The organism is Arthrobacter rhizophilus (assembly GCF_026241105.1).
Lineage (GTDB): Bacteria > Actinomycetota > Actinomycetes > Actinomycetales > Micrococcaceae > Arthrobacter.
In genome coordinates this window covers 168,773-192,754 of record NZ_JAPFFT010000005.1, presented here as the reverse complement: position 1 = coordinate 192,754, position 23,982 = coordinate 168,773, and the positions used below count along the sequence as shown (strand labels likewise).

Annotated in this window: 24 protein-coding genes and 1 riboswitch; of the genes, 17 read left to right on the top strand and 7 right to left on the bottom strand. The window is 64.5% G+C overall.

All coding sequences use genetic code 11. From position 1 onward, the window contains the following. A partial coding sequence (locus OOZ51_RS06980; protein ID WP_265978528.1) for an IS30 family transposase occupies positions 1-336 on the top strand: 336 nt, incomplete at its 5' end. A gap of 68 nt (positions 337-404) precedes the next feature. On the opposite strand, the gene OOZ51_RS06975 is transcribed toward OOZ51_RS06980, so the two are convergent. Continuing rightward, positions 405-1,337, bottom strand: coding sequence for a LysR family transcriptional regulator (locus OOZ51_RS06975; RefSeq protein ID WP_265978527.1), 933 nt, complete (start codon positions 1,335-1,337; stop codon positions 405-407). A 114-nt stretch (positions 1,338-1,451) separates the two neighbouring features. Here OOZ51_RS06975 and tdh point away from each other — a divergent pair, with 114 nt between their 5' ends. From tdh to OOZ51_RS06920, 11 genes are all read left to right on the top strand, one after another. After that, a complete protein-coding gene (tdh, locus tag OOZ51_RS06970) occupies positions 1,452-2,498 on the top strand; it encodes an L-threonine 3-dehydrogenase (protein WP_265978526.1) in 1,047 nt (348 codons plus the stop codon). Between the two features lie 44 nt (positions 2,499-2,542). Continuing rightward, positions 2,543-3,739, top strand: a complete 1,197-nt coding sequence (locus OOZ51_RS06965; RefSeq protein WP_265978525.1) for a glycine C-acetyltransferase — start codon at positions 2,543-2,545, stop codon at positions 3,737-3,739. 6 nt (positions 3,740-3,745) lie between these two features. Next, positions 3,746-5,146, top strand: a complete 1,401-nt coding sequence (locus tag OOZ51_RS06960; protein ID WP_265978524.1) for a 6-phospho-beta-glucosidase — start codon at positions 3,746-3,748, stop codon at positions 5,144-5,146. Positions 5,147-5,194: 48 nt separating this feature from the next. Further along, positions 5,195-5,665, top strand: coding sequence for a pyridoxamine 5'-phosphate oxidase family protein (locus tag OOZ51_RS06955; RefSeq protein WP_265978523.1), 471 nt, complete (start codon positions 5,195-5,197; stop codon positions 5,663-5,665). A gap of 64 nt (positions 5,666-5,729) precedes the next feature. Then, a complete protein-coding gene (locus tag OOZ51_RS06950) occupies positions 5,730-6,827 on the top strand; it encodes an NAD(P)/FAD-dependent oxidoreductase (protein ID WP_265978522.1) in 1,098 nt (365 codons plus the stop codon). An 11-nt stretch (positions 6,828-6,838) separates the two neighbouring features. Continuing rightward, on the top strand, positions 6,839-8,062 hold the full coding sequence (gene hutI / locus OOZ51_RS06945; RefSeq protein WP_323054697.1) for an imidazolonepropionase: 1,224 nt from the start codon (positions 6,839-6,841) through the stop codon (positions 8,060-8,062). 191 nt (positions 8,063-8,253) lie between these two features. Then, positions 8,254-9,186, top strand: coding sequence for an SIS domain-containing protein (locus OOZ51_RS06940; RefSeq protein ID WP_265978521.1), 933 nt, complete (start codon positions 8,254-8,256; stop codon positions 9,184-9,186). An 8-nt stretch (positions 9,187-9,194) separates the two neighbouring features. After that, positions 9,195-10,145 carry an ROK family protein gene (locus OOZ51_RS06935; protein WP_265978520.1) on the top strand — a complete coding sequence of 317 codons (951 nt, stop codon included), beginning with the start codon at positions 9,195-9,197 and terminating at the stop codon, positions 10,143-10,145. Then, positions 10,142-11,086, top strand: a complete 945-nt coding sequence (locus tag OOZ51_RS06930) for a 1-phosphofructokinase family hexose kinase (RefSeq protein WP_265978519.1) — start codon at positions 10,142-10,144, stop codon at positions 11,084-11,086. Before OOZ51_RS06935 ends, OOZ51_RS06930 begins: the two co-directional genes overlap by 4 nt. Continuing rightward, a complete protein-coding gene (locus tag OOZ51_RS06925) occupies positions 11,083-11,922 on the top strand; it encodes a class II fructose-bisphosphate aldolase (RefSeq protein ID WP_265978518.1) in 840 nt (279 codons plus the stop codon). The genes OOZ51_RS06930 and OOZ51_RS06925 overlap by 4 nt, the downstream gene beginning before the upstream one ends. 23 nt (positions 11,923-11,945) lie before the next feature. Then, positions 11,946-12,737 carry a DeoR/GlpR family DNA-binding transcription regulator gene (locus tag OOZ51_RS06920; RefSeq protein WP_265978517.1) on the top strand — a complete coding sequence of 264 codons (792 nt, stop codon included), beginning with the start codon at positions 11,946-11,948 and terminating at the stop codon, positions 12,735-12,737. A 9-nt stretch (positions 12,738-12,746) separates the two neighbouring features. Here the strand turns inward: OOZ51_RS06920 and OOZ51_RS06915 are convergent, their stop codons facing one another. After that, positions 12,747-13,427 (bottom strand): histidine phosphatase family protein, encoded by a 681-nt coding sequence (locus tag OOZ51_RS06915; protein WP_265978516.1) that lies wholly within the window; start codon positions 13,425-13,427, stop codon positions 12,747-12,749. Positions 13,428-13,527: 100 nt separating this feature from the next. Between OOZ51_RS06915 and OOZ51_RS06910 the strand changes: the two genes are divergently transcribed. Beyond that, complete coding sequence (locus OOZ51_RS06910) at positions 13,528-14,292, top strand: CPBP family intramembrane glutamic endopeptidase (RefSeq protein ID WP_265978515.1); 765 nt, start codon at positions 13,528-13,530, stop codon at positions 14,290-14,292. A 102-nt stretch (positions 14,293-14,394) separates the two neighbouring features. Here the strand turns inward: OOZ51_RS06910 and OOZ51_RS06905 are convergent, their stop codons facing one another. Together OOZ51_RS06905 and OOZ51_RS06900 are read right to left on the bottom strand one after the other, a co-directional pair. Then, positions 14,395-15,033: a VOC family protein gene (locus OOZ51_RS06905; RefSeq protein ID WP_028266517.1), complete on the bottom strand. Its 639-nt coding sequence runs from the start codon at positions 15,031-15,033 to the stop codon at positions 14,395-14,397. A gap of 175 nt (positions 15,034-15,208) precedes the next feature. Further along, on the bottom strand, positions 15,209-17,650 hold the full coding sequence (locus OOZ51_RS06900; protein WP_265978514.1) for a S8 family peptidase: 2,442 nt from the start codon (positions 17,648-17,650) through the stop codon (positions 15,209-15,211). A gap of 214 nt (positions 17,651-17,864) precedes the next feature. Then, positions 17,865-17,980: riboswitch (SAM riboswitch) on the top strand. 13 nt (positions 17,981-17,993) lie between these two features. On the opposite strand from OOZ51_RS06900, the gene metX reads away from it, so the two are divergent. After that, positions 17,994-19,115 (top strand): homoserine O-acetyltransferase MetX, encoded by a 1,122-nt coding sequence (gene metX, locus OOZ51_RS06895; RefSeq protein WP_265978513.1) that lies wholly within the window; start codon positions 17,994-17,996, stop codon positions 19,113-19,115. 21 nt (positions 19,116-19,136) lie between these two features. On the opposite strand, the gene OOZ51_RS06890 is transcribed toward metX, so the two are convergent. Continuing rightward, complete coding sequence (locus tag OOZ51_RS06890) at positions 19,137-19,526, bottom strand: hypothetical protein (RefSeq protein ID WP_265978512.1); 390 nt, start codon at positions 19,524-19,526, stop codon at positions 19,137-19,139. A 68-nt stretch (positions 19,527-19,594) separates the two neighbouring features. Continuing rightward, entirely contained in the window at positions 19,595-20,437 is an 843-nt protein-coding gene (locus tag OOZ51_RS06885; RefSeq protein ID WP_416346355.1) for an SGNH/GDSL hydrolase family protein, read from the bottom strand. A gap of 69 nt (positions 20,438-20,506) precedes the next feature. On the opposite strand from OOZ51_RS06885, the gene OOZ51_RS06880 reads away from it, so the two are divergent. Continuing rightward, positions 20,507-21,160, top strand: coding sequence for an alpha/beta hydrolase (locus OOZ51_RS06880; RefSeq protein WP_265978510.1), 654 nt, complete (start codon positions 20,507-20,509; stop codon positions 21,158-21,160). A 14-nt stretch (positions 21,161-21,174) separates the two neighbouring features. On the opposite strand, the gene OOZ51_RS06875 is transcribed toward OOZ51_RS06880, so the two are convergent. Then, the gene (locus OOZ51_RS06875) at positions 21,175-21,405 is read right to left on the bottom strand and encodes an RNA-binding S4 domain-containing protein (protein WP_265978509.1); all 231 of its coding nucleotides are present in this window, start codon (positions 21,403-21,405) and stop codon (positions 21,175-21,177) included. A gap of 33 nt (positions 21,406-21,438) precedes the next feature. On the opposite strand from OOZ51_RS06875, the gene OOZ51_RS06870 reads away from it, so the two are divergent. Together OOZ51_RS06870 and OOZ51_RS06865 are read left to right on the top strand one after the other, a co-directional pair. After that, positions 21,439-22,512 carry a DMT family transporter gene (locus tag OOZ51_RS06870; RefSeq protein ID WP_265978508.1) on the top strand — a complete coding sequence of 358 codons (1,074 nt, stop codon included), beginning with the start codon at positions 21,439-21,441 and terminating at the stop codon, positions 22,510-22,512. 82 nt (positions 22,513-22,594) lie between these two features. Next, positions 22,595-23,980, top strand: a complete 1,386-nt coding sequence (locus OOZ51_RS06865) for a glycine--tRNA ligase (RefSeq protein ID WP_265978506.1) — start codon at positions 22,595-22,597, stop codon at positions 23,978-23,980. Positions 23,981-23,982: the final 2 nt, after the last annotated feature.

Here is a 23,982-nt window from a genome sequence, read left to right as displayed (position 1 = left end):
GCTACCGCGATGATCCGGGAGATGGGCAACCTCCCGGACCACCTGCGACAGTCGATCACCTGGGACCGCGGCACGGAGCTCGCCGACTACGCGAGGATCCAAACCGCGCTCGACACCACGCTTTACTTCTGCGACCCGCACTCGCCCTGGCAGCGCGGGACCAACGAAAACACCAACCGGCTCCTGAGATTCTGGTTCGAGAAAGGCTCGGACCTCTCCGCTCACACCCCGGAGGATCTCCGCCGGGTCGCCGCGAAACTCAACCGCCGGCCACGGCCCACCCTCAACCTGCAAACCCCAGCCAACCGGCTCAACCAGCTGCTGCAGGCAGCCTAAACCCGAGCGTTGCTCTGACCAGTTGACTTTGCCGGCCTTATAACGACAACAAATGCGAGCCAGTTGGGCTAAGGAGCCCCGGCGAGTTCGGTCATAACGGTCTGTAGCGCTTCGCAGACCGTCATGACCGATTTCCGCTTCAGGGTTTCCGGCCTGGCCAGGATGTCGATCTTCCGCACCGAATTGACCCCCGCCAGCGGACGCAGGACCACGCCCGCATCCAGCACGCGCCGGGCAGTGAACCGCGGGAGCAAACCAATCGCTCCACCGGCTGCCACGAGCGAGGCCACTGTGGAGTAGTCGTTGATGCGGTGGAGGACGTCCGCGGGGCGTCGGCTGACAGCGACGACGGCGGCCAGCACGTCTGCGGGGGAGTAGCCTGCGCGGCTGGTCACCCAAGTCTGCCCGACGACGTCGGCCGGCCTGAGTTCGCGGCGGGCCGCGAGCGGGTGCCCGGCAGGCAGCGCGACGTCGAGCGGTTCGTCGGCGAGCGGGATCACAGCCACCTTGTCGGTGGGCCACTCCGGACTGTTCTCCATCCGATGCGCGAGCACGAGGTCGTACCGTGCCGCGAGTCCGGGAAAGTCCTCCTGGGCTACGTCCTCGTCGGCGAGTTTCAAGCGGGGGACGCCGCGTTCCGCACCCGCGCCGCCGGCAGTGGTCAGCAAGGCAGCAAGCGGAGCGAACAGGGCCTGCCCCGCACTGTGGAAGGCGCTCACGGTCACGGTGGAACCCGGGGAGTCGTGGTAAGCGCCGATCGCTGCCCGTGCGTCCGCGAGCGCGTTCACGACGGCGGCTCCGGCGTCCGCGAGGACCCTGCCGGCATCCGTTAGCACCAAGGCGCGGCCTTCCTTGCGCGTCAGGGGCACGTCGACGGACTTCTGCAGGAGCGCGAGCTGCTGGGAGACGGCGGACGGGGTGACCATGAGCGTCTCGGCTACGGCCTTGACACTGCCGAGATCTCCTAGTTCCCTGAGCATTTGGAGCTGATGTACTTCCATTTAGCAAATGCTAAATCGTTGATTGAGAAAAACCTAGTTGTGCTAAACCGTCAGTGGGGTTTCAATGAAGTGAAACGGCACACAAACGGCCCATCCACTGAGTTAGGAAGACCCATGAAGGCTCTCTACAAGTCCGGTGCGCACGCCGGTTTTGAACTCGTCGAACGTCCCGAACCGGAGGCCGGTCCCAGCGACGTCAAGATCCGTGTCATGACCACCGGTATTTGCGGAACGGACCTGCACATCCAGTCCTGGGACGCGTGGGCGCAGGGCATCATCGAGGCGCCGCTGATTGCGGGTCACGAGTTCTACGGCGAAGTGGTGACCGTGGGAGAGGACGTCCGCGACGTCAAGGTCGGCGACCGCGTCTCCGGTGAAGGCCACGTGGTCTGCGGAATCTGCCGTAATTGCCGCGCCGGTCGCCGGCAGATGTGCATCCACACTGTGTCCGTCGGCGTGCAGCGCGATGGCGCCTTCGCCGAATACGTGGTCATCCCGGAGACCAACGTCTGGGTCCACCACGATCCTTCCGTCACGCCGGAGCTCGGCGCCATCTTCGACCCCTTCGGCAACGCGGTCCACACCGCTCTGAGTTTCCCGCTGGTCGGCGAGGACGTGCTCATCACCGGTGCGGGGCCCATCGGACTCATGGCAATCGCCGTCGCGCGCCACGCAGGTGCCCGCAAGATCGCCATCACGGATGTGTCCGCCCCGCGGCTTGAGCTGGCCCGGAAGATGGGCGTGGACCTCGCCGTCGATGTCTCCAAAATGCGCGTCAAGGATGCCCAGCGCGAGCTCGGCATGCGCGAAGGATTCGACATCGGCCTGGAAATGTCCGGGCATCCCACGGCCCTGCCTGAGATGATCAACAACATGAACCACGGCGGACGCATCGCCATGCTTGGCTTGCCCAGCCAGTCCATCGACATCGACTGGGCCAAAGTGGTCACCCACATGCTGACCCTCAAGGGCGTCTACGGCCGCGAGATGTACGAGACCTGGTACGCCATGAGCGCCATGCTGTCCTCCAATCCCATACTGCACCGCAACATTTCCGCCGTCGTCACGGACAAGCTGTCCGCTACCGACTGGGAAAAGGGCTTCGAGATCGCCCGTGCCGGCTCAGGCGGCAAGGTAGTCCTCGACTGGACCGAAATCTAAGACACCGTAAAGTCCTCCCCAAGACCCAGTACCAGGAGCCACCAATGTACTCAAGCATCAAAGACCAGTTGCAGGGCGAACTGGAAGAGATCCGCACCGCAGGACTCTTCAAGACTGAACGCCACATTGACTCGCCGCAGGCCAGCCACATCTCGGCCGGCCAGCTCGGCCAGCCCGCCAATACCGTCTTGAACTTCTGCGCCAACAACTACCTTGGACTGGCGGACCACCCGGACATCATTGCCGTCGCCAAGGCCGCCATGGACGAGCGTGGCTTCGGTATGGCATCCGTCCGTTTCATCTGCGGTACCCAGGACCTGCACCTCGAGCTCGAAGCCCGTGTCTCGGAGTTCCTGGGAACCGAGGACACCATCCTGTTCTCCAGCTGCTTCGACGCCAACGGGGGAGTGTTCGAGTCCTTGTTCGGGCCCGAGGACGCCATCATCTCGGATTCCCTAAACCACGCCTCCATCATCGACGGCATCCGCCTCAGCAAGGCCAAGCGCTTCCGCTACGCCAACCAGGACATGGCCGATCTCGAAGCCAAACTTCTTGAAGCCGCGGGTTCCCGCCGCAAGATCATCGTGACGGACGGCGTCTTCTCCATGGACGGCTACCTCGCCCCGCTTGCGGCCATCTGCGATCTCGCGGAAAAGCATGACGCCCTGGTCATGGTGGACGACTCCCACGCCGTCGGCTTCATGGGAGCCACCGGCGCCGGAACCCCGGAACACGCAGGCGTCTCCGACAGGGTCGATATCTACACCGGCACGTTTGGCAAGGCCCTCGGCGGCGCTTCCGGCGGTTACGTCGCCGGGCGCGGCGAAATCGTCGCCATGCTGCGTCAGAAGGCCCGCCCGTACCTGTTCTCCAACTCTTTGGCTCCGGCAATCGTTGCAGCCACCATCAAGGCCATTGAACTCGTCCAGGGTTCCGGCGAGCTGCGCTCCAGGCTCTTCGAGAACGCCGCCCTATTCCGCCGCCGCATGAGCGAGGAAGGCTTCGAACTGCTCAACGGCGAACACGCCATCATCCCGGTGATGTTCGGCGACGCCGTGGTGGCCGCGAAGGTGGCCGACGAGATGCTCCACCACGGAGTCTTCGTCACGGCCTTCAGCTACCCGGTGGTACCCAAGGGAGCCGCCCGGATCCGTGTGCAGCTCTCGGCAGCGCACAGCTCCGAGGACGTCGAGGCGTGTGTCCAGGCCTTCGTGAAGAGCCGCGCCGCCGCGGGGCTCTGAGTTCCGATGATCCTCACCATCCTGGGCGGCGGGGGATTCCGGGTTCCCTTGGTCTATTCGGCACTCCTAGCGGACCATGGGCCCGGCAGGGTCACCGAACTGAGACTGTTCGACGCCGACCCCGCGCGCCTAGGGGTGGTGGCCAGGGTCCTCGCCGACATGGCCGAGGGGGTGCCCGATGCGCCGGTAGTCCGCAGGTTCACGGAGCTGTCGGAGGCGCTGCCGGGCACCGACTTCATTTTCTCCGCCATCCGCGTGGGTGGTTTGGAGGGACGCGCCGCCGATGAGCGGATTGCCCTCGAGCATGGGGTCATCGGGCAGGAGACGGTGGGCGCCGGGGGAATTTCATACGCCCTGCGGACCATTCCCGTGGTCCTGGACATCGCCGAGGCGGTAAAGAGGCACGCTCCGGACGCGTGGTTCATCAACTTCACCAATCCGGCGGGCGTCATCACCGAGGTCATGACAGGAGTCCTTGACCGCAAAGTGGTGGGGATCTGCGATTCGCCGGTGGGGCTGGCCCGGCGCGCCTTGAGCGCGGCCGGAATCCACCGCGGCGCCGCGGCCTTTCGCGATGGATCCGTGGAGATCGACTACATCGGGCTGAACCACCTGGGCTGGCTGCGTGGCCTGGTGGTTGACGGTGAGGACGTCCTGCCTCGCCTCCTGGCCGATGGGGACGCCATCGAGTCCTTCGAAGAGGGCCGGTTGTTCGGCGCTTCGTGGATCCAGGCACTTGGCGCGGTACCCAACGAGTATCTGCACTACTACTACTTCACGCGCGAAGCGCTCGACGCCGATCGGCGCGCCGCGAGCAGCCGCGGCGCCTACTTGTCGCAGCAGCAATCGTCCTTTTACGGCGGGCTAGGGGAAGCGAACGACGGCGGTGCGGGGCCACCTTCGCGGGAGCCTTCCTCGAAGGCTGCCCTGCGGCTCTGGGAAAAGACCAAGCTGGATCGCGAAGAGACGTACATGCAGAGCAACAGGGACGCGGCTGGTACCTTCGAACGCGACGCCGCGGACCTGGTGTCGGGCGGCTACGAGACCGTCGCTCTAGGCATCATGCGGGCCATCAGCCAGGGGGAAGCTGCCCGCCTGATCCTGAACGTCCCCAATAACGGCACCCTGGCTGAGCTCGACGCCGACGCCGTCATCGAGGCACCCTGCTTGGTGGATGCCGGTGGAGTCCGCTTGCTCCCGGCGAAGTCCTTGCCGGACTACGCCCGGGGACTCGTCATCAACGCAAAGGCCGTGGAACGCGCCACAATCGACGCTGCGCTCACTGGTTCCCGGCGCTCCGCTTACAAGGCGCTGTCCATGAACCCTTTGGTGGATTCGGTCAGAGTGGCGCAAGAGCTTTTGGATAGCTACATCAGCCACTTCAGTCAGCTCCAATACCTACGCTGAACCCCTAAGCCCTGTCCCGAGAGGGGTCAGAGGCCTAGGATCGGCAGCATGGACAATGATGCAGCACAACCTCGCACCGAGGTGTTGGATTCCCAGCAATGCTGGAATCTCTTGAGGGGCGTGTCCGTCGGCAGGCTGGCGGTGTGGCTCGGAGACCACCCCGACATTTTCCCCATCAACTACGCCGTGGACCAGGGGACGGTTGTCTTCAGAACCGGGGCGGGCACAAAGCTCGCCGCAGCCATGGGCGAATTCCCGGTCGCCATGGAGGTGGACGGCGTCGATGCGACCACCGGAGTCGCATGGAGCGTCGTGCTCCATGGCAAGGCAGCCCCCGTCAAACAGATCGACGACGTCGTCAACTCGTTCTCGCTGCCCCTGTTTCCGTGGGAAGCCGGCCGGAAGGACCACTTTGTCCGGATTCCGGCGGACTCGATCTCGGGACGGCGCTTCACAGTCACGGAGCCACTGACCTGGTGGACACCGTACAGCGGGATTAAGCCGTCCGCGGTGGAGTAGTGCCGCTGATCCCCTCGCAACTGGCCCTCTCGCTTCCGAGCTTCCGCGCTGACAGGATGGAGGGATGGCTGCAAACTATGACGTGGTAATTGTCGGCGGCGGCATCGCCGGATTGTCCCTGGCCTCGGCGCTGGCCGGCCACTGTTCGGTAGCGCTCGTGGAGGCCGAACAAACGCTGGCCTACCACACGTCGTCCCGCTCGGCCCGGCAGCTGATCCCGAGCTATGGACCCGCCGTCGTGCAGGAACTCACCGTCCGAACTCTGGAACTGTTGGCAGCCCGCGACGCCACGTTGCCGGTGCCGGTGCTGGCACCGCGCTCGTTCATGTTGGTGGGCGACGAAGCAACGGTCAGATCAGAGGCCAGTGGCCATATGCATCCCATCACGCACGCCGAAGCCCTTGAACTGTGCCCGGCCCTCAACCCGGAGTCCTTTACTGCCGCAGGTCTGGATACCGGATCATTCGCCTGCAATGCGCCCGTGTTGCTGGAGGACCATCGCCAACGTGCCGAAGCCGGCGGAGTGGACATCATCACCGGCGCCCGGGTCCATTCAGCCCAACGCCTCGGCTCTGGCTGGCAACTGGGCGCCGGGCTGGAAGGCTTCCAGTCCGCCGTCGTCGTCAACGCCGCCGGTGCCTGGGCGGACGAACTCGCGGTGCTCAGCGGGGTGGAGAAGCTGGGCTTGCAACCCTTCCGCCGCACGGCGGCGATCGTCGACGTCGAACGCCCACTTCCGCCGGGAAGCCCCATGGTGGCGGCAGCGGATGATTCCTACTATTTCCGGCGCGAGGGGGCGCAAGTGCTCATTTCGCCGTCGGAGACGGTGCCGAGCGGCCCCGAGGACGCACAGCCGCGGCCCGGCGACGTTGAAGAGCTGGTGACCCGGCTGAACTCGCTCACGTCGCTGGGCATCCGATCCGTGGCCAAGGCATGGACCGGGTTGCGCACGGAAGCCGCCGATGGCGTCCCGGTGGTGGGTTTCGACGCCGAGGCTCCCGGCTTCTTCTGGCTCGCGGGCCAAGGCGGCTACGGTTTCCAGACTTCCTCGGCCATGGCCGAACTGGCGGCCGCCGAGATTCTGGGCTCCATATCCGGCGTCAGTCCGGTATCCCGGACATCGGGTTCGCTCGCGGCCACCCGTTGGTCCATCCGCCGTTGAACAATAGGTTCATGAGCGGGCAGACGAGCACACTGATCAGCAACATCGGCGAATTGATGACCCAGGACGTGGAGCGTCGCGTCCTCAAAGACGCCGCCGTGGTGATCGAGGGTGAGCGGATCGCTTGGATCGGCCCCGCATCCGAGGCTCCCGCCACTGACGAGCGCGTGGACGCTGAGGGCCGCGCCGTGCTTCCGGGCTGGGTGGATTCGCATTCGCACCTGATTTTCGCTGGAGACCGCACTGCCGAATTCGAGGCCAGGATGGCCGGTCAGAGCTACAGCGCCGGCGGCATCGCCGTCACCACCGGTGCCACTCGCGCCGCAAGCGATGAGGAACTGACCCGCCTCGCCGCCGGACGCGTGGCCGAAGCCGTCTCCCAAGGCACCACCTACCTGGAGAGCAAGACCGGCTACGGACTGGATCTGGAGAACGAGGCCCGCAGCGCCCGCATCGCCGCTGCCACCGTGGACGAAGTCACCTTCTTGGGCGCCCACCTGGTACCGGCCGGAACCGATGCCGAGGAGTATACGGACCTCGTCTGCGGACCGATGCTCGAGGCCGTCCGCCCCTACGTCGGTTGGGCCGATGTTTTCTGCGAGCGGGGCGCCTTCACCGAGGAACAGTCGCGCCGCGTGCTGTCGGCCTGCCGGGATGCGGGCCTGGGCCTGCGCGTCCACGGCAACCAGTTAGGTGTTGGACCCGGTGTCCAGTTGGCTGTGGAGTTCGGCGCTGCCAGCGTCGACCACGTCAACTACCTTTCCGAGGCCGATATCCAGGCGCTCGCGGGGACGTGGAGCGGCTGGGACGCTGCGACCGGAACGGGCACCCGCGGCACCGTGGCTACCTGCCTGCCTGCTTGCGATCTCTCCACCCGCCAGCCGCTCGCCCCGGGCCGTGCGTTGATCGACGCCGGAGTGCAGATTGCCTTGGCTGCGAACTGCAACCCCGGCACCTCCTATACGAACTCGATGGCCTTCTGCGTCACCACGGCCGTGTTGCAGATGCACTTGAGCGTGCACGAGGCCGTCCGGGCCGCAACCTACGGCGGTGCGCTCGCGCTCGGCAGGGAGTCGGGCAACGACGTCGACGGCGAGCGGGCGGTGGGCTCGATCGCCGTCGGGCACCGTGCAGACCTTCACATGCTCAAGGCGCCGTCGGCCACCCACCTGGCCTACCGGCCCGGTATCCCGCTGACTTTCGCGGTATGGCGGGCTGGAGTCCGCGCGCTGTAGAGCCATCTCCGCGACACCAAGCAGGGCCTCTCACATGGAGGGGCCCTGCTTTTTCTTTCGATGAGTCCACAGCTCTCCGCGATCCTTGTGCGATTGATAATGATCGTTTAGTGTTTCTATAGATCAGAAAACGTCAAAGCGTTGAGTTTGAAAAGTGCGTCGAAGAAGCGCGGACAGGAATGGTAAGTGCGATGAGTAACAACACCCTCGGGGCCTTCATGGAAGAAGAGCTTGTTTCGCAGCCCGAGGTCTGGCAGCGGGCCATCGAGCAATCGAAGGCGGAGAATTTGCTTCCTGCCGATGGCGAGCGGATCGCCGTCGTCGGTTGCGGTACCTCCTGGTTCATGGCGCAAAGCTATGCAGCTGCCCGCGAAGCCGCGGGCAAGGGCGTCACGGACGCATTCGCAGCGTCGGAAGCCTTCCTTAATCACAACAGCGCCGGTCGCCAGTACGACGCCGTCATCGCCATCACCCGCTCGGGCACCACCACGGAGGTACTGGACCTGCTGGAAGCCTTGCGCGGAATGGCCGTAAGCGGAAAACCCAGGACGGTTGCGGTGATTGGCGACGTGAATTCACCCATCACCGCCTTGGCCGACGCCGTGATCGGACTTCCCTACGCCGACGAGAAGTCGGTGGTCCAGACCCGCTTCGCCACTACCGCGCTGGTGTACCTTCTCACGAGCCTGGGCATCGAACTCGGCACCGCCATTGAGCACGCCCGTACCGCAGTGACGGACCCCGTCTCCCAGGAGTTGCTCGACGCCGAACAGTTCACCTTCCTCGGCACCGGCTGGACGGTTGGCCTGGCCCACGAAGCCGGGCTCAAGATGCGCGAGGCCGTGCAGGGCTGGACCGAGTCCTATCCGGCGATGGAATACCGGCACGGTCCCATTTCCATTGCTGCCCCTGGCCGGGTCACGTGGCTCTTCGGCGCGCAGCCTGAAGGACTGGATGCGGATATGGCCCGGACCGGCGCCCTGTACGTCAACACCGGCAAGCACCCGCTCGCGGAGCTGGCACGCGTCCACAAGGTCACTTTGGAGCGGGCGCGCGTGCGCGGCCTCAACCCGGATCTGCCGCGCAACCTCACGCGCTCGGTCGTCCTGAACACCACGGCCTAGGTCTTCCCATGGTTCTCGGAGCCGCCGAATCCGCGGTCCTGGCCTTCGACGTCGGCGGAACGGACCTGAAGGCAGGTCTCGTCGACGCGGCCGGGAACGTCCTGGGCTTGCGCCGCGTCGCAACGCCACGTGATCCCTTGCGGCCGGGCGATGCGATCCTGGACTCCATCGCCGCACTGGCTGCTGAATTTACCGCCGAATTCCCCGGCCACCCGGCAAAGGCAGCCTGCATTGTTGTCCCGGGAATCGTGGACTCCGACACCGGAGTGGGGATCTACTCGGCGAACTTGGGCTGGCGTAATTTTCCCTTTGGCGAAAAAGCCACGCAGCGCTTGGGACTCCCGGTTTCCTTCGGCCACGATGTCAGCACGGCGGCCGAGGCCGAATTCCGTTTCGGAGCCGCCCGGGATTTTCGAAACGTCGTAGTGATGGTGGTTGGCACCGGGATCGCCGCCGCTGTCATCTCCGATGGCTACCCCGTGCGCGCAGGTGGCTTCGCCGGAGAACTGGGCCACGCCCTTGTTCCGGACCCCGACGGTCCCGGGACCACGATCCTCGAACGTGTCGGCTCCGCTGGAGCGATCGCCCGGCGCTACAGCGACAAGGCCGGAACCCCGCGTGCCGGCGCCCGTGAAGTCCTGGAGCGTGCCAAAGCGGGCGATGCGCTCGCAGCCAGGATCTGGGCTGACGCCGTGGACGCCCTCGCCTTCAGCCTCAGCCAGTGCGTGAGCATCATCGGCACGGAAGCCGTAGTGGTGGGCGGCGGTCTTGCCGAAGCAGGGGATGGACTCCTGCAGCCGCTGCGCTCGCGCCTTGACGAACTGCTCGATTTCCAACGCCGGCCGATTATCACGCGCGCCCAACTTGGCCAGGACGCAGGGTTGCTCGGTGCTGCGATGAGGGCCCGGGCCCTGCTCCCTGCGGCGAAGGCCGCCTCCGTCACGGGATCCAGGCCATGAAGCGGGTTGTGACGGTTACGCCCAATCCGGCCATCGACCTCAGTTACCAGGTCGCCGGGATAACTCCGGGCGCAAGCCATCGCGTGGCCGCGCCCCTTAGCCGCGCAGGGGGGAAAGGCCTCAATGTTGCCCGGGTGGCGCACCAGTTGGGCCATCCTGTGCTGGCCCTCGCGCCCTCCGGCGGCGCCGTCGGAGCGGAATTCGCCGCTGAACTCCGCAGTAGCGGCGTGCCCCATCGCCTGGTTCCGGTTGCCGCGGAAACTCGACGCAGCATCGCCCTCGTGGACACGGTGGGCGGCGAAACCTCCATCTTCAATGAACAAGGGAGCCCCCTCCAACCGTCCGAGTGGCAGGCGCTGGCTGCCGCCGTCGTCGAGGCCCTCGACGGGCAAGGCGCCGGAGTGCTTGTCGGCTCCGGCAGCTTGCCGCCGGGCGCCCCGGCGGACTTCTACCCCGCGCTGGTGCGTCTGGCGCACGACGCCGGGATTCCCGCCGTCGTCGATACCTCCGGTCCCGGAATCATCGCCGCCGCGCGGGCCGGGGCGGATTTGCTCAAGCCCAACAACCACGAACTCCTCGAGGCAACAGGGGAGGGCAGCCTGGAAGCTGCCGCGCGGCAATTGATCGCACTGGGTGCCAAGACGGTCCTGGTCAGTGCCGGCGCCGAAGGCATGCTTGCTTTCCACCATGAGGCTCCCGGCGGCTACTGGAGCGCACGGCTCCCGGAGCCACTCAGGGGCAACCCCACCGGAGCCGGCGACGCCGGAGTGGCGGCGGCCGCCGTCGCGCTCGCGAGCGGAGTCTCCGACATTCTCACGATCCTGCGCAGCGCGACCGCCTGGTCCGCCGCCGCGGTGCTCATGCCCGCCGCCGGCGAGATCTCGCCGCTCTACGCGGACCTCGAAAATCAACTCATTCTCACCTGGAAGGAGACCCTGTGACCCTCGTCAGCACACGGGAACTCATGGACACCGCCGCGGCCAATGGCATCGGCCAAGGGGCCTTCAACGTCATCCACCTCGAAACGGCTGAGGGCCTGGTGGCGGGAGCGGAGGCCGCCGGGGTCCCGTTGATCCTGCAAATCTCGGAGAACTGCGCCCGCTTCCACGGCGGACTGGAGCCGATCGCCCGGGGCGCAATGTCCATCGCCAGAGACTCTTCGGCGCCTGTGGCCCTGCACCTGGACCACGCCGAATCCGAAGAGCTGGCCCTGCAAGCTGTAGACCTCGGCTTCGGTTCCGTGATGTACGACGGCGCGCACTTGCCTTATGACTGGAACGTTGAAGTCACGCGGCGGGTCGCCAAATACGCCCAGGAACGCGGCGTCTACGTTGAGGCCGAACTCGGAAAGGTCGGAGGCAAAGACGGAGCCCACGCTCCAGGAGTCCGGACGGATCCGGCCGAGGCCCGTTCCTTCGTGGACGCCACCGGCGTCGATGCCCTTGCCGTCGCGGTCGGTTCATCGCACGCCATGACCGATCGGAGTGCCACCCTGGACTTGGCGCTGATCACGCGGCTGAAGCAGGCCGTCCAACTGCCGCTCGTCCTTCACGGTTCCTCGGGCGTAGCAGATGAGGCCCTGGTGGCGGCAATCCGGGCCGGTATGACTAAGATCAACGTATCCACACACTTGAACGGGTTCTTCACTCGCGCCGTCCGTGAGTACCTGGATGCCAACCCCTCCGTGGTGGACTCCCGCAAGTACATCAAGGCCGGACGCGATGCCCTGGTGTTGGAAACCGCACGTTTGCTGACGCTGTTCGCGAAAGTGAATTAGCCTCAATTTCCGGAAGGTTCGTGATGACCCGCAACGATCGACTGACAGCCATCCTTGATCTCCTCGCCGAGTCAGGGCATGTTGAGGTCGAGGATATCGTGACCCGCCTGGGCGTCTCACCGGCCACGGCCCGCCGTGATCTCGACAGCCTCGCAAAGCAACGGCTCCTGAGCCGTACCCGCGGCGGTGCAACCACAGGATCAGTGTCCTACGAGCTCCCGGGGCGTTACAACAGGGATGACCACGCGGAGGCGAAGCAGCAGATAGCCCTGGCCGCTTCGGAACTCATCCTGCCCGGGGCCGTGATCGGACTCAGCGGCGGGACCACCAACACGGCCCTGGCCCAAGTCCTGTCCACGCGCGAAGACTTGAACGCGCCGTCCAACCGGCCCATGCTGACGGTGGTCACCAATGCCATCAATATCGCCGCCCAGCTTGCCGTGCGCCCTAACATCAAGATCATGGTGACCGGTGGCATCCTGAACCCGCGTTCGTACGAACTTGTTGGGCCATACACCGATGTCATCATGCAGAAGGTTGCCCTGGACATCGCCTTCATCGGCGTCAACGGGGTTGATCCGAAGATCGGCCCCACCATTACGGACGAGGGCGAGGCGATGGTGAATACCGTCATGGCACGCCGTGCCACGGATTCCTATGTCCTGGCCGATTCCACGAAGATCGGCAAGCGCGCGTTCGCAGCGATGGCCGGGTACGATTTCCGCCGGCTCATCACCGATTCCGGGATCACTGCCGAGGACAAGGCCGCGTTCGAAGCCAGCGGCACCGAAGTGATCGTGGCCAAGGACGCGTAGCTTCGCCCGTCAGAAAGCCATCGGGGGAGCGTTCAGCACGGTTTCGTCCGTGCTGCGCTGCACCCATTGGCTGAACGGTGCGTCGAGATCGTACTTGCCCTGATCGTTGAGGATAAGGGTCCGTAGCGCCGCGTTGCCGGGGTTGTTGAGGGACTCGAAGTACTCCACCGACCAGTGGAACCACCGCATACAGAAAAGGCGCATCGTGAGGCCGTGGGTCACCAGCAGGGTGTTGGGCGCGTAATCGGGTTTTTCCCAATGCCGGTACAGGGTTTCCATGAAAGACGAAATGCGATCGAAGACATCGGAACCTGATTCGCCTTCCCGGAACCGGTAGAAGAAGTGGCCGTAGAGGTTGCGAAGCTCCTTTTGGTCCCCGATGTCTCCGGCAATCTGGAAGTTGGCCCAGTCCTGTTCACGCAGCCGGGGTTCCTCGATCACCCTTTCCGTGAGGTTGCCCAGATTCAGTGCCTCAAGTGTTTGGTATGCCCGAAGGTACGGCGAGACATAGACGCACACAGGCTCGCCGTCGAGCTTCTTGCGCAGCTCCTCACCCGCGGCCCTGGCCTGCTCGACCCCGAGCTCCGTCAGCGGGATGCGGTAGTCGGGGACACGGTTGTAGATGGAAGTGTCGGCGTTGGCGGCGGACTGGCCGTGCCGGATCATGAAGATTCGTGCTGGCGCGCTCATCCCACCAAGCATAGGGTCCCCTGCCGCCCTTGCCGTGCAGGCGACCCTCGGAGAATGAACTCCCGGGAAAACATCAGCCAAATGCAGGCAAGATAGGAGCATGCTCCTTGCCTCAACGCGCCGGCTGCGCGCCGAAGTGCTGATAGTCCTTGGCCTGTCCCTTGGCCAATCGGCCGTGTACTCCGTGGTGCAGTTGTTGGACAAGATGACCCGGGCGCCCCTGTCCCAGGGAACGTCCACCCTCAATCGTTCCCAGAACACGCGTGAGTACTTCGATCTCACATACCAGTTGCTCGATATTGCTTTCGCCTTGGTCCCCGTGGTGCTGGTGTTCTACTTCCTGTCGATCCACCGCCAAACGGCAGAGAGCCCTTCGGGATTCACGCGTCTAGGCTTCAACTTCGCCCGCCCGGGCCGCGACGGTCTCCAGGGGCTCGGTCTCGCTGCGCTGATCGGAATCCCGTCGCTGGGCCTCTATGCGGCTGGCCGTGCCTTGGGAATCACGACGGCGATCATCCCCAGCGGCCTGGACTCATACTGGTGGACAGTGCCTGTGCTGGTCCTGTCCGCGGTGCGGCACGCCGTCGTCGAAGAAGTCATCGTGGTGGGCTACCTCCTGGACCGTTTCGGGAAGTTCGGATGGAGCACTCCACTGGCGATCGGGCTCAGCGCGCTCCTGCGCGGCAGCTACCACCTGTACCAAGGCTTTGGGCCCTTCATCGGCAATGCGGTCATGGGTTTGGTATTCGGCTGGATCTACACCAGGACCAAACGGGTCATGCCACTCGTGGTGGCCCATGCACTCCTGGACATCGTGGCATTCGTCGGCTTCAGCGTCTTCGGCAAGGCGATCGGGCTGGGGTAGGAACAACGCCGTTAAAAGGTTTCGGCCGCCATCGCGGGTGACGTCATTGGCACCCGCATATGGCGGCCGAAGTTTTCCGGGCCTTCCTAGCCGGACGGTCCGTCAGATCGTGACGGCTCCGTTGGCAGTTTCGAACGTTACCGACATGATTCCAGGCGTTCCGTGGGGAGCCATCCATTGGACTGCAACGTCCTCAAGGGGCTTCTCCACGGGTTCCCCGAGCCACTCTGTGACCCGCTCCGCTGAACCAGCAATGGTGAGGCTGGACATCTTGACGTCGCTAGGGTAGACGAGGGACGGGTGAAGCGCGGGGTCCCCTTCCCAACGGAGCAAGTAGGGGACCTGGGGATCCGCGATCAGTCCCAGGATGCCGATTTGCGACCAGACGAGTTCACGGCCGTCCGGGAACTTGCGGTTGCCGGGAACAGCCGCCCGTCCGAGCCGTTGTTCGAACGGGCTCAGGTCGTCCACAGCGACGCACCAGCCCATCCAACCACCTCCTGCGGCGGAGCGTGCACGGACGGCTTGTCCAAAGGGTGCCTTGTCGGATGCCGGGTGGTCAAGGACCTCGACAACTTCCAGGTATTTGTGGTCAGCAAGGGGAATGATCATGTTCCGGGTACCGAAGCGCGGGTGCACTCCGCCCCGGACTGCGTCCACTCCCAATGCTGCGGAAATCCGCTCGGTGGTGGCCAAGAGGCCATCTCGTTCACAAGCGTAAGAGACGTGATCCATGCGCATGGCTTCATCTTGGCACTTTGTGATGGAGCTCTCAGCTAAGTCAAGCCTAACCAACGTGGGATGTGTCGAAAAGGGGGCTCGGGGTCCCTTCGGGACGGGCCAGGAGGGAAAAATACTGCGTTCGTCACAAAGCTTCCGGAGCCCGCAATGCCGTCTGGGAACGGCCGCTGGCGGCTCAGCCGCCGAGGTAGTAACCCGAAGTGTCAGCGATCAGTTGGACGGTGCCGCTTGAGCTGTTCGTGAAGCTCACCGTGCCATCGGCCCCGACGGGCGTAATAGCGAAATTGGGGACCGTCTGGCCCGGCCCGTAGTTCAAGTTCGAGGTATTGGGCGCCGTCCCGCCGGCGAAGGCGGTGATGAAGCCGGCTGATGTCGGTTCCGTAACCGTGATGTTGAGAGCCACAGCAGAGACTCTGGAGACGGGAACGCCGCCCTGACCCGTGATCTGGACCCTGATGGTCTGTCCGGGGGCGACTGGACCGCCCCCGGTTCGGCTATCCAACTGCCTCTGTGGCGGGGCCAGCACTCCGAACGCGCCCGGCTGGCTGGGAGGAGGGCCGCCGATGATATAGCCGAAAGTGTCGGCAATGATCTGGACAGTGCCGCTGGAACTGTTGGTGAAGGAGACTGTTCCGTCGGCGGCGACGGGGGTGATGGCGAAGTTGGGGACGGTTTGTCCTGGTCCGTAGTTGACGTTGGAGGTATCGGGCTTGGCGGTCCCTCCGGCGTAGGCGGTGATGTAGCCTGCCGCAGTCGGCGCGGTGACAGTGATGTTCATGGCCACGGCGGAGACGCCGGTGGGAACGTAACCGCCATCGGCGAGCTTCACTTTGATAGTCTGCCCGGGCCCGATCGGTCCGTTGATGCCGCCGGTACTAGTTCGCGTGTCTAGCTGCCTTCGCGGCATGACAAGCGATTTGAATGTTCCGGACTGGGTGGGCGTGCCGCCGAGATAGTAGCCGGAGGTGTCGGCAATGAGGTGAACGGTGCCGCTGGAACTGTTGGTGAAGGAGACGGTTCCGTCGGCGGCGACGGGGGTGATGGCGAAGTTGGGGACGGTTTGTCCTGGTCCGTAGTTGACGTTGGAGGTATCGGGCTTGGTGGTCCCTCCGGCGTAGGCGGTGATGTAGCCTGCCGCAGTCGGCGCGGTGACGGTGATGTTCATGGCCACGGCGGAGACGCCGGTGGCAGGGATGCCTCCGCGTCCCGTCACGGTGAGGTTGATAGTCTGCCCTGGAGCGATTGGCCCGGTGACTCCGCCGGTGACTCCGCCGGTACCGACACGGGTATCCAGAGCGCGGTACGGGGCGCGGGAGACGAAGCCTCCCGCCGACACAACGGCCCCGTTGTTATCGCTTGGGCCTACGTAAAGAAGACGGTTCGGGGTTCCCTGCCCTGCGGGAGCCGCGATTGCCCCCGCGGTGGCGGAAGACTTCAACGCATCGGAGACATTTTGGGGGTTCCATGTGGGATTCAGCGAGAGGAGCATGGCCGAGGCACCGGCAGCGTGCGGAGCTGCCATCGAGGTTCCTTGGAGGATGTTGGTCGCGGTGTCTGACGTGTTCCAGTCGGATGTGATCTGGACACCAGGAGCGTAAAGGGCAACGCACGGGCCGTAATTCGAGAAGTAGGCCTGTCCGTCAAACATGTCAGACGCGGCCACCGTCAGGGCCTCTGGCACCCGGGCAGGGGACCGCGTACAGGCGTCCACGCTGGGCTGCCCGGCATCCGAATTCCCGGCGGCCAGGGTCACGGTAATGCCGGCCTTGATGGCATTCTGCACCGCAGTATCAAGGCTAGTGTTCGCAGCGCCAGACAGGCTCAGATTGGCGACGGCGGGCCCGGGGTGGGCCTGATGATCTTGCACCACCCAGTTCAGGCCTGCGATGACGTCCGAGGCAATTCCGCCGCCATTGCAGTCGAGCACACGGACCGGGACGATGGTTGCCGACTTGGCCATCCCATAGGTACTTCCCGCCGCGATTCCAGCCACATGAGTTCCGTGACCAGCCTCCAGCGTTGGAGCGCTGGTGCACGGATCCGTGGCGGGTTTCCCGGCGAAGGCGCTCCATCCCGCGGTCACTCGTCCACCGAAATCCACGTGGGTGCCCAGCACGCCGGTATCAACCACATAGATGGCGACGCCTGCGCCGCTGGCGGGGGGTGTGTAGGTTCCGGACAAGGGAAGCGTGCGCTGATCGCTGCGATCCAGACCCCAAGGAGCACTGTCCTGCGTGGTGTCAATTCTCACTGGCGTGTCTCGCTCAACGGCAGCAACGCCGGCGGACCTGGACAATTCTGCGGCCTTCTGGGGGGTGGCTGCCACCACTGCGCCCTTGACTGCATGCGAGAACGTCTTCCCCACACGGACACCTTGAGACTGCAAAGATGCCGTTTGCCCCGCAACATCGGACCCGTCGGTGTACCGCACAATGTAGCGCGCTTCGCCGGCGTTCGTGTCGGGCTCGAATGAGTCCACGCTGACGTCGCCTGAAGGTTTCGTTTCAACGCTGGCCTGCCGGGCGGGTCCGGCCTGGGCCGCGGCTGGTGGTACCAAACCCAGAGGCACCATCAGGAGCGTCGCTGTAGCTATGGCCAGGCGCTGGGCAAAGCGCATGGATCCTCCTGAGATTGAAATTGCCTTGCGTCTTGTTGGCATGGACCACATGCAGACTGCTGTACCTGATTCTAGCGAGTCACACGCGCATCATGCTCCCCTTCGGTAACCGGCCTCTCCGCACCGGCTCGCACGAACAAAACGCGGCCAAGTGTCACATAGATGTCATAATCTTCGTCAGAAGGGGTCCGGTTTTCCTAGACTCTTCGTATTAGGTCATGAGTGCCAGTGACAGCCCCGGCTTGCTGGCCGGCAACCCTCCTCTCGCGGTGGGGTGCCCCGGGTGAAGACCTGGCCCTTCGCTTTGTTGGCGACGGGCAAGCGCGATGTGAGGTGTCAACGAATGACAATTGCTGCAACAGCCATACCCCTTTCCGGCACCCAGGACGGAACTCTCAAGTATGTTTCCGTGGGTGGACTCGAACTGGAGGCCGGAGGTTTTCTCCCGGACGTCGTCCTTGCGTACGAGACGTGGGGGCGGCTCAACGCCGATGCTTCAAACGCCGTGCTCGTGGAACATGCCCTGACGGGCAGCACCCATGTTGCCCGTGGCGAAAGCGACGAAGAAGGCTGGTGGGAGCAACTCGTTGGGCCCGGGGCGACCATTGACACGAACCACTACTTCGTCGTCTCCGTCAACATCGTGGGAGGCTGCTACGGCAGCACAGGGCCGTCGTCGAGCGCGCCCGACGGCAGGCCGTGGGGTTCCCGTTTTCCGCTGGTGACGCTGCGGGACAGCACCGCGGCGGAAGCCCGGCTGGCCGACGCATTGGGGATCCACAGCTGGCACACGGTGGTAGGCGGATCCATGGGCGGTGCGCGTGCCCTGGAATGGGCGGTCAGCTATCCGGACCGCGTGAAGCGATGTGCCGTGATTTCAATCGGGGCGTACAGCACTGCCGAGCAGATCGCGTTCGCCCAGGCCCAGACGCTCGCCATCCGGCAGGACGCCGACTTCAACGGTGGTGACTACTATGGCCGGCGCACGCCCGAGGCAGGATTGGCCCTCGCCCGGCGGATCGCCCACATCACCTACCGTTCGGCGGAAGAACTGGATTTCCGCTTCGGCCGGAATGCCCAAGGTGGCGAAGCGCCCCTCCGGGCTCCCGCGTTGGGGGACCGGGGCCGGTACCAGGTGGAGAGCTACCTCGACCATCAAGGAAGCAAACTGGTCCAGCGCTTCGACGCCAACAGCTACATTGCCATCACAGAGGCGCTGATGAGCCACGACATCGCCCGCGGCCGGGGTGCCCTGGAGGATGCCCTGTCCGTGGCCACTGCCACGTTCTTTGTTGCCGCGGTGGACTCGGACCGGCTCTACTTTCCGGAGCAATCCCACGAACTGGCCAAGGCGCTGCCCGGCGAGGTCTCAGTGCACGTCATCGAAGCACCCATCGGGCACGACGGTTTCCTCACTGAGATCGGCCAGCTTGGCCCCCAGTTGCGCGAAGCTTTCTTTGGCTGACGCAGGCTTTGTTCTCCTGAATCAGCCGTTCATGATCTCCTGGCGGAGCAACATGTAGTCCTCCATGGCAATTTTCCCGTCGCTGTACTGCTGGTCCAGTTCGGCCAGTTTCCGGGCCCGGTAGCCATGGGGCGCGGTGTCCGGCTGGGGAACGGTCGACGACGGCGGAGCGGCCTCTGGTGCGGGCGTCGCCACCGGAGGCTGCGGCTCAGCCGGGATGATTACCGGTGGTTGCGGCGGGTATCCGTAGGGGTAGTTCTGCGGAGGGTAGTTCTGCGGAGGGAAGTTCTGGCCCGGGTAATTCTGCGGAGGGAAGTCCCTGATCCTGCGTTGGCGCGAACGGTTGTACATGCGGATCCCCATGGGAATCAGCCAAGAGCAGACGATGATCCAGAAGATCAAATTGTTCACGGTGGAGGCCTCCTAGGTCTTTCTCCAGCTTAGCCCCGGCCCCCTGTGACAAGCGTCGTGGTCCTCCGTCAGTTTCGGGGCAAAACGGAGTCGGCCGGACCGAAGACGGGTCCCGGCGTCGGGCGTTTTGGCAAGATCCCGTCGCCGGAGGACTGGTGCCGGATCCGGCGGATGACCCAAGGGACAAAGTACTCCCGTGTCCACACGAGGTCGCCGGAGCGCGCTTCCCGCCAGCTCCGCTGTGGCAGTGGCTTGGGCTGGAGCGGCTCCAGACTGTGCGGAACGTCGAGCGAATCGAGGACCATGGTGGCGATCGTGTGGTGGCCAAGTGGCGAGAAATGCAGGCGGTCTTCATCCCACATCTGCGAATTGGAAAGTTGCCGCAGGGACCACATATCCGCCACCACGGCGTCATGGCGGGAGGCTACAGTCCGCAGGTTTTCGTTGTAGATGGCAACCTTGCCGCGGATCCGCCCAAGAACTGACGACACGGTGTCCGGGCCGTTGAAGAGAACCACCGTGGCGCCTTCTGAACTCAGGGTCTGTACCGTGGCATCGAGTCTCTCGGCCAGGGCATCGGGATCGCTACCCGGACGGATGAGGTCGTTGCCACCTGCGGAGATGCTCACGAGGTCCGGCTTAAGGTCCATGCACGGGCCAAGTTGTGCGTCCACGATCTGCTGGAGCAGGCGCCCCCGGATGGCCAGGTTGGCGTAGGCGAAATCCCTGTGACCGCGGCTCAGTTCCTCGGCCACACGATCAGCCCAGCCGCGATGTCCGCCCGGACTGTTGGGCTCGGGGTCGCCGATGCCCTCGGTAAACGAATCACCCAAAGCCACGTAGCGGGTCCACGGATGAATCGGCTCATCCGCGCCGTGCCTCACCGGGGAATCAGTGCCACTCACGTCCATATCCTGCCTTTTGCTGCAACGCTACGCGCCCGTAGCTTGTTACTCATGGGTAACTGCAAGAATAGTCCCATGAGTCAAGCTTCCGCCTTTCCCGCCCCGGTCGTTTTGTGGTCCCACGAAGATGAGGAACGGGCTGGAAAGCCGTTGCTGGTCTTGTTGCACGGTTATGGATCCAACGAGCAAGACCTTTTCAGCCTCGCAAGCCTGCTGCCCCAGGAGTTCGTCGTCGCCTCGCTCCGCGCCCCGATCGCCACCGGCCCGGGCTTCACGTGGTTCCCGCTCACTGCGTCCATCGACTACTCGCTCGACGCCGTCAAGGCCGCGGCCGAGTATGTGTTTTCCTGGTTGGACCCGTTCAAGTCCAACCACAGCTCGGTGACGCTCCTCGGGTTCTCCATGGGCATGGCTATGGCCACCTCGCTGCTCCGGCAGCGGCCGGCGGACTTTGCCGCCGTCGTCGGGCTTTCAGGTTTCGCCGTCGACGCCGATGCCGACCCCACGTTCCGGGACTCCGAACTGGACGGTTCCGTGCCGCTCTTCTGGGGACGGGACCAGCAGGATCCAGTCATTACTCCGGACAAGATCGAATTCACCATGGGGTGGGTCCGAAAGCACACGGACCTTACAAAGGTGCTCTACACCGGCATGTGGCACGGCATCAACCAGCAGGAAATCGGCCACGTGGGCGAATTCCTGGAGCACAAGGTCCTCACGTCCGTCTGAAAGCATAGCCAAAACTAGGACTCCTTGGTGACCTTGACCGTCTGTCCGTTGACGGTCACAGTGTCGCCTGCATGGAGCTGGCGGCCGCGTCGATCGTCGATCTCTCCGTTGACTTTGACCAGTCCGCTTTTGATGAGCTCGGTGGCCTCCACGCCGTCCTCCACCAGGTTGGCGAGCTTCAGGAGCTGGCCGAGGCGGATCATGTCGTCGCGGATGGGGATTTCTTGAATTTCCGGGTTGCTCATACAAGCAATGATGCCTGAAGTAAGGTGGTGAAAATGCCGCAATCGTCCCGCCCCGCCTCCCGAAGTACTTCCGGAAGTACCTCCCGAACTTCCCTTCCCTTGCTCACCGGCCTGCTACTGGCCGTGGCCACTGGACTTGTGATTCCCCTTCAGGGCCGGATCAACGGGGCGCTGGGAGCAACGCTCGACGACGGCATCGCGGCCGCCGTCGTGAGCTTCACCACCGGGCTGGTACTGATCGCCGCGATCGGGCTGGCCGTCCCCAAGGGCCGCGCCGCCCTGCGACGGATCCTGCCAGCCCTCAAGGAGCGCAGCTTCCCGCGGTTCTACGTCCTGGCTGGCGGGATCGGCGCCCTTTTCGTGTTTGCCCAATCGTTCACCGTTGGCTTGCTCGGTGTGGCACTCTTCACGGTCGCCGCAGTGACGGGTCAAACCCTTAGCGGGCTCCTCGTGGACCGGCTCGGCATCGGGCCCGGCGGCAAGCGTTCGATCACCGGTGTCCGGATCCTCGGCAGCGTCCTGACGATTGCCGCCGTCGTCTGGGCCGTCTCGCCGCGCTTGGGGGCGGCCACCGACGTCGGATCCCTGTTGCTCCCCATCCTGTTGCCCGTCGTCGCGGGCTGCCTCATGAGTTTCCAGCAAGCCATGAACGGCACCGCAACCGTGCACTACGGCAGCCCCATCGCCGCCACGCTGGTCAACTTCGTCGCCGGAGCAGCCATCCTCTGGGTCGCCTGGCTCGTCAAACTGATGCTGGTCGGCCCCGGCCACGCCCTGCCTGCTGAATGGTGGTACTACCTGGGCGGCCCCATGGGCTGCGTCTTCATCGGTCTCGCGGCCTTGCTGGTCCGCAGCCTGGGTGTCCTGGTGACGGGGCTGGGGATGATCGCCGGGCAGTTGCTCGGATCACTCGCGTTGGACCTGGTCCTCCCGGCACCCGGAACGGTTGTGGCCTTGCCCACGGTCCTTGGCACCTTGTTGACACTGTCGGCCATCATCGTGGCCACTTTGCCTTGGCCGAAGGGTGCCCTCGCTTCCCGCGGTTCCGTCCGGGGGCAGGCAGGCCAGTCCCGGAAGAAGGACAGCGGCCAAAGGCCGGTAGGCTAGGACACGCAGCTTCCTGCACAGCACTACCTTCGCGCACAACCGCGGACCGCACCCAGCGGCCCTGTAGAACATTGGAGTACCCATGGCAGCAAAATCCGTCCTCGACCAGGTCATTTCCCTCTCCAAGCGGAGGGGCTTCGTGTTCCAGGCCGGTGAAATCTATGGTGGCTCCCGCTCTGCGTGGGACTACGGCCCCCTGGGTGCCGAGCTGAAGGAAAACATCAAGCGCCAATGGTGGCAGAGCGTGGTCCGTGGCCGCGAGGATGTTGTGGGCCTGGATTCTTCCGTGATCCTGCCGCGCCAGGTATGGGAAGCTTCCGGCCATGTCGAGGTGTTCTCCGACCCCCTGGTCGAGTGCCTTTCCTGCCACAAGCGCTACCGCGCGGACCACCTCGAAGAAGAGTACGAGGAAAAGAAGGGCCGTCCCGCCGAAAACGGCCTCAAGGACATTGCCTGCGCCAACTGCGGCACCCGTGGCGAATGGACTGAACCGCAGGAGTTCTCCGGCCTTCTCAAGACCTTCCTCGGCCCCGTGGCCAGCGAAGAAGGCCTGCACTACCTTCGCCCGGAAACCGCGCAGGGCATCTTCGTGAACTTCAGCAACGTACTCACCACGTCGCGCAAGAAGCCGCCGTTCGGCATCGGCCAGATCGGTAAGTCCTTCCGCAACGAGATCACGCCGGGCAACTTCATCTTCCGCACCCGCGAGTTCGAGCAGATGGAAATGGAATTCTTCGTCGAGCCTGGCACGGACGAGGAATGGCACCAGTACTGGATGAAGGAACGCATGTCCTGGTACACGGGCCTGGGCATCAAGGAAGAGAACCTGCGCTTCTTCGAGCACCCGTTGGACAAGCTCAGCCACTACTCCAAGGGCACCACGGACATCGAATACCGTTTCGGTTTCCAGGGCTCCGAGTGGGGCGAGCTCGAAGGCATCGCGAACCGCACGGACTTCGACTTGACCACGCATGCGAAGGCGTCGGGCACGGACCTGAGCTACTTCAACCAGGCCACCAACGAGCGCTACACCCCGTACGTGATCGAGCCCGCGGCCGGCCTGACCCGTTCCTTCATGGCGTTCCTGATCGACGCCTACACCGAGGACGAGGCACCCAACGCCAAGGGCGGCGTCGACGTCCGCACTGTCCTGAGGCTTGACCCGCGCCTGGCTCCCGTCAAGGCAGCCGTGCTTCCCCTGAGCCGCAACGAGGACCTGTCCCCGAAGGCGAAGGACTTGGGCGCCCAACTGCGCAAGAACTGGAACATCGACTTCGACGACGCCGGTGCCATCGGCCGGCGCTACCGTCGCCAGGACGAGATCGGTACTCCGTTCTGCATCACCGTGGACTTCGACACCCTTGACGACCAGGCGGTCACGATCCGTGAGCGTGACACCATGAGCCAGGAACGCGTCTCGCTCGACAAGGTTGAGGGCTACTTGGCCGCACGACTGATCGGCGCTTAAGC

What these genes read in the sequence shown, in the direction of transcription:
- OOZ51_RS06975 (WP_265978527.1), bottom strand. Translation starts at nt 1,337, where the DNA reads ATGGAAGTACATCAGCTCCAAATGCTCAGGGAACTAGGAGATCTCGGC.
- tdh (WP_265978526.1), top strand. Translation starts at nt 1,452, where the DNA reads ATGAAGGCTCTCTACAAGTCCGGTGCGCACGCCGGTTTTGAACTCGTC.
- OOZ51_RS06965 (WP_265978525.1), top strand. Translation starts at nt 2,543, where the DNA reads ATGTACTCAAGCATCAAAGACCAGTTGCAGGGCGAACTGGAAGAGATC.
- OOZ51_RS06960 (WP_265978524.1), top strand. Translation starts at nt 3,746, where the DNA reads ATGATCCTCACCATCCTGGGCGGCGGGGGATTCCGGGTTCCCTTGGTC.
- OOZ51_RS06955 (WP_265978523.1), top strand. Translation starts at nt 5,195, where the DNA reads ATGGACAATGATGCAGCACAACCTCGCACCGAGGTGTTGGATTCCCAG.
- OOZ51_RS06950 (WP_265978522.1), top strand. Translation starts at nt 5,730, where the DNA reads ATGGCTGCAAACTATGACGTGGTAATTGTCGGCGGCGGCATCGCCGGA.
- hutI (WP_323054697.1), top strand. Translation starts at nt 6,839, where the DNA reads ATGAGCGGGCAGACGAGCACACTGATCAGCAACATCGGCGAATTGATG.
- OOZ51_RS06940 (WP_265978521.1), top strand. Translation starts at nt 8,254, where the DNA reads ATGAGTAACAACACCCTCGGGGCCTTCATGGAAGAAGAGCTTGTTTCG.
- OOZ51_RS06935 (WP_265978520.1), top strand. Translation starts at nt 9,195, where the DNA reads ATGGTTCTCGGAGCCGCCGAATCCGCGGTCCTGGCCTTCGACGTCGGC.
- OOZ51_RS06930 (WP_265978519.1), top strand. Translation starts at nt 10,142, where the DNA reads ATGAAGCGGGTTGTGACGGTTACGCCCAATCCGGCCATCGACCTCAGT.
- OOZ51_RS06920 (WP_265978517.1), top strand. Translation starts at nt 11,946, where the DNA reads ATGACCCGCAACGATCGACTGACAGCCATCCTTGATCTCCTCGCCGAG.
- OOZ51_RS06915 (WP_265978516.1), bottom strand. Translation starts at nt 13,427, where the DNA reads ATGAGCGCGCCAGCACGAATCTTCATGATCCGGCACGGCCAGTCCGCC.
- OOZ51_RS06910 (WP_265978515.1), top strand. Translation starts at nt 13,528, where the DNA reads ATGCTCCTTGCCTCAACGCGCCGGCTGCGCGCCGAAGTGCTGATAGTC.
- OOZ51_RS06905 (WP_028266517.1), bottom strand. Translation starts at nt 15,033, where the DNA reads ATGCGCATGGATCACGTCTCTTACGCTTGTGAACGAGATGGCCTCTTG.
- OOZ51_RS06900 (WP_265978514.1), bottom strand. Translation starts at nt 17,650, where the DNA reads ATGCGCTTTGCCCAGCGCCTGGCCATAGCTACAGCGACGCTCCTGATG.
- metX (WP_265978513.1), top strand. Translation starts at nt 17,994, where the DNA reads ATGACAATTGCTGCAACAGCCATACCCCTTTCCGGCACCCAGGACGGA.
- OOZ51_RS06885 (WP_416346355.1), bottom strand. Translation starts at nt 20,437, where the DNA reads ATGGACGTGAGTGGCACTGATTCCCCGGTGAGGCACGGCGCGGATGAG.
- OOZ51_RS06880 (WP_265978510.1), top strand. Translation starts at nt 20,507, where the DNA reads ATGAGTCAAGCTTCCGCCTTTCCCGCCCCGGTCGTTTTGTGGTCCCAC.
- OOZ51_RS06875 (WP_265978509.1), bottom strand. Translation starts at nt 21,405, where the DNA reads ATGAGCAACCCGGAAATTCAAGAAATCCCCATCCGCGACGACATGATC.
- OOZ51_RS06870 (WP_265978508.1), top strand. Translation starts at nt 21,439, where the DNA reads ATGCCGCAATCGTCCCGCCCCGCCTCCCGAAGTACTTCCGGAAGTACC.
- OOZ51_RS06865 (WP_265978506.1), top strand. Translation starts at nt 22,595, where the DNA reads ATGGCAGCAAAATCCGTCCTCGACCAGGTCATTTCCCTCTCCAAGCGG.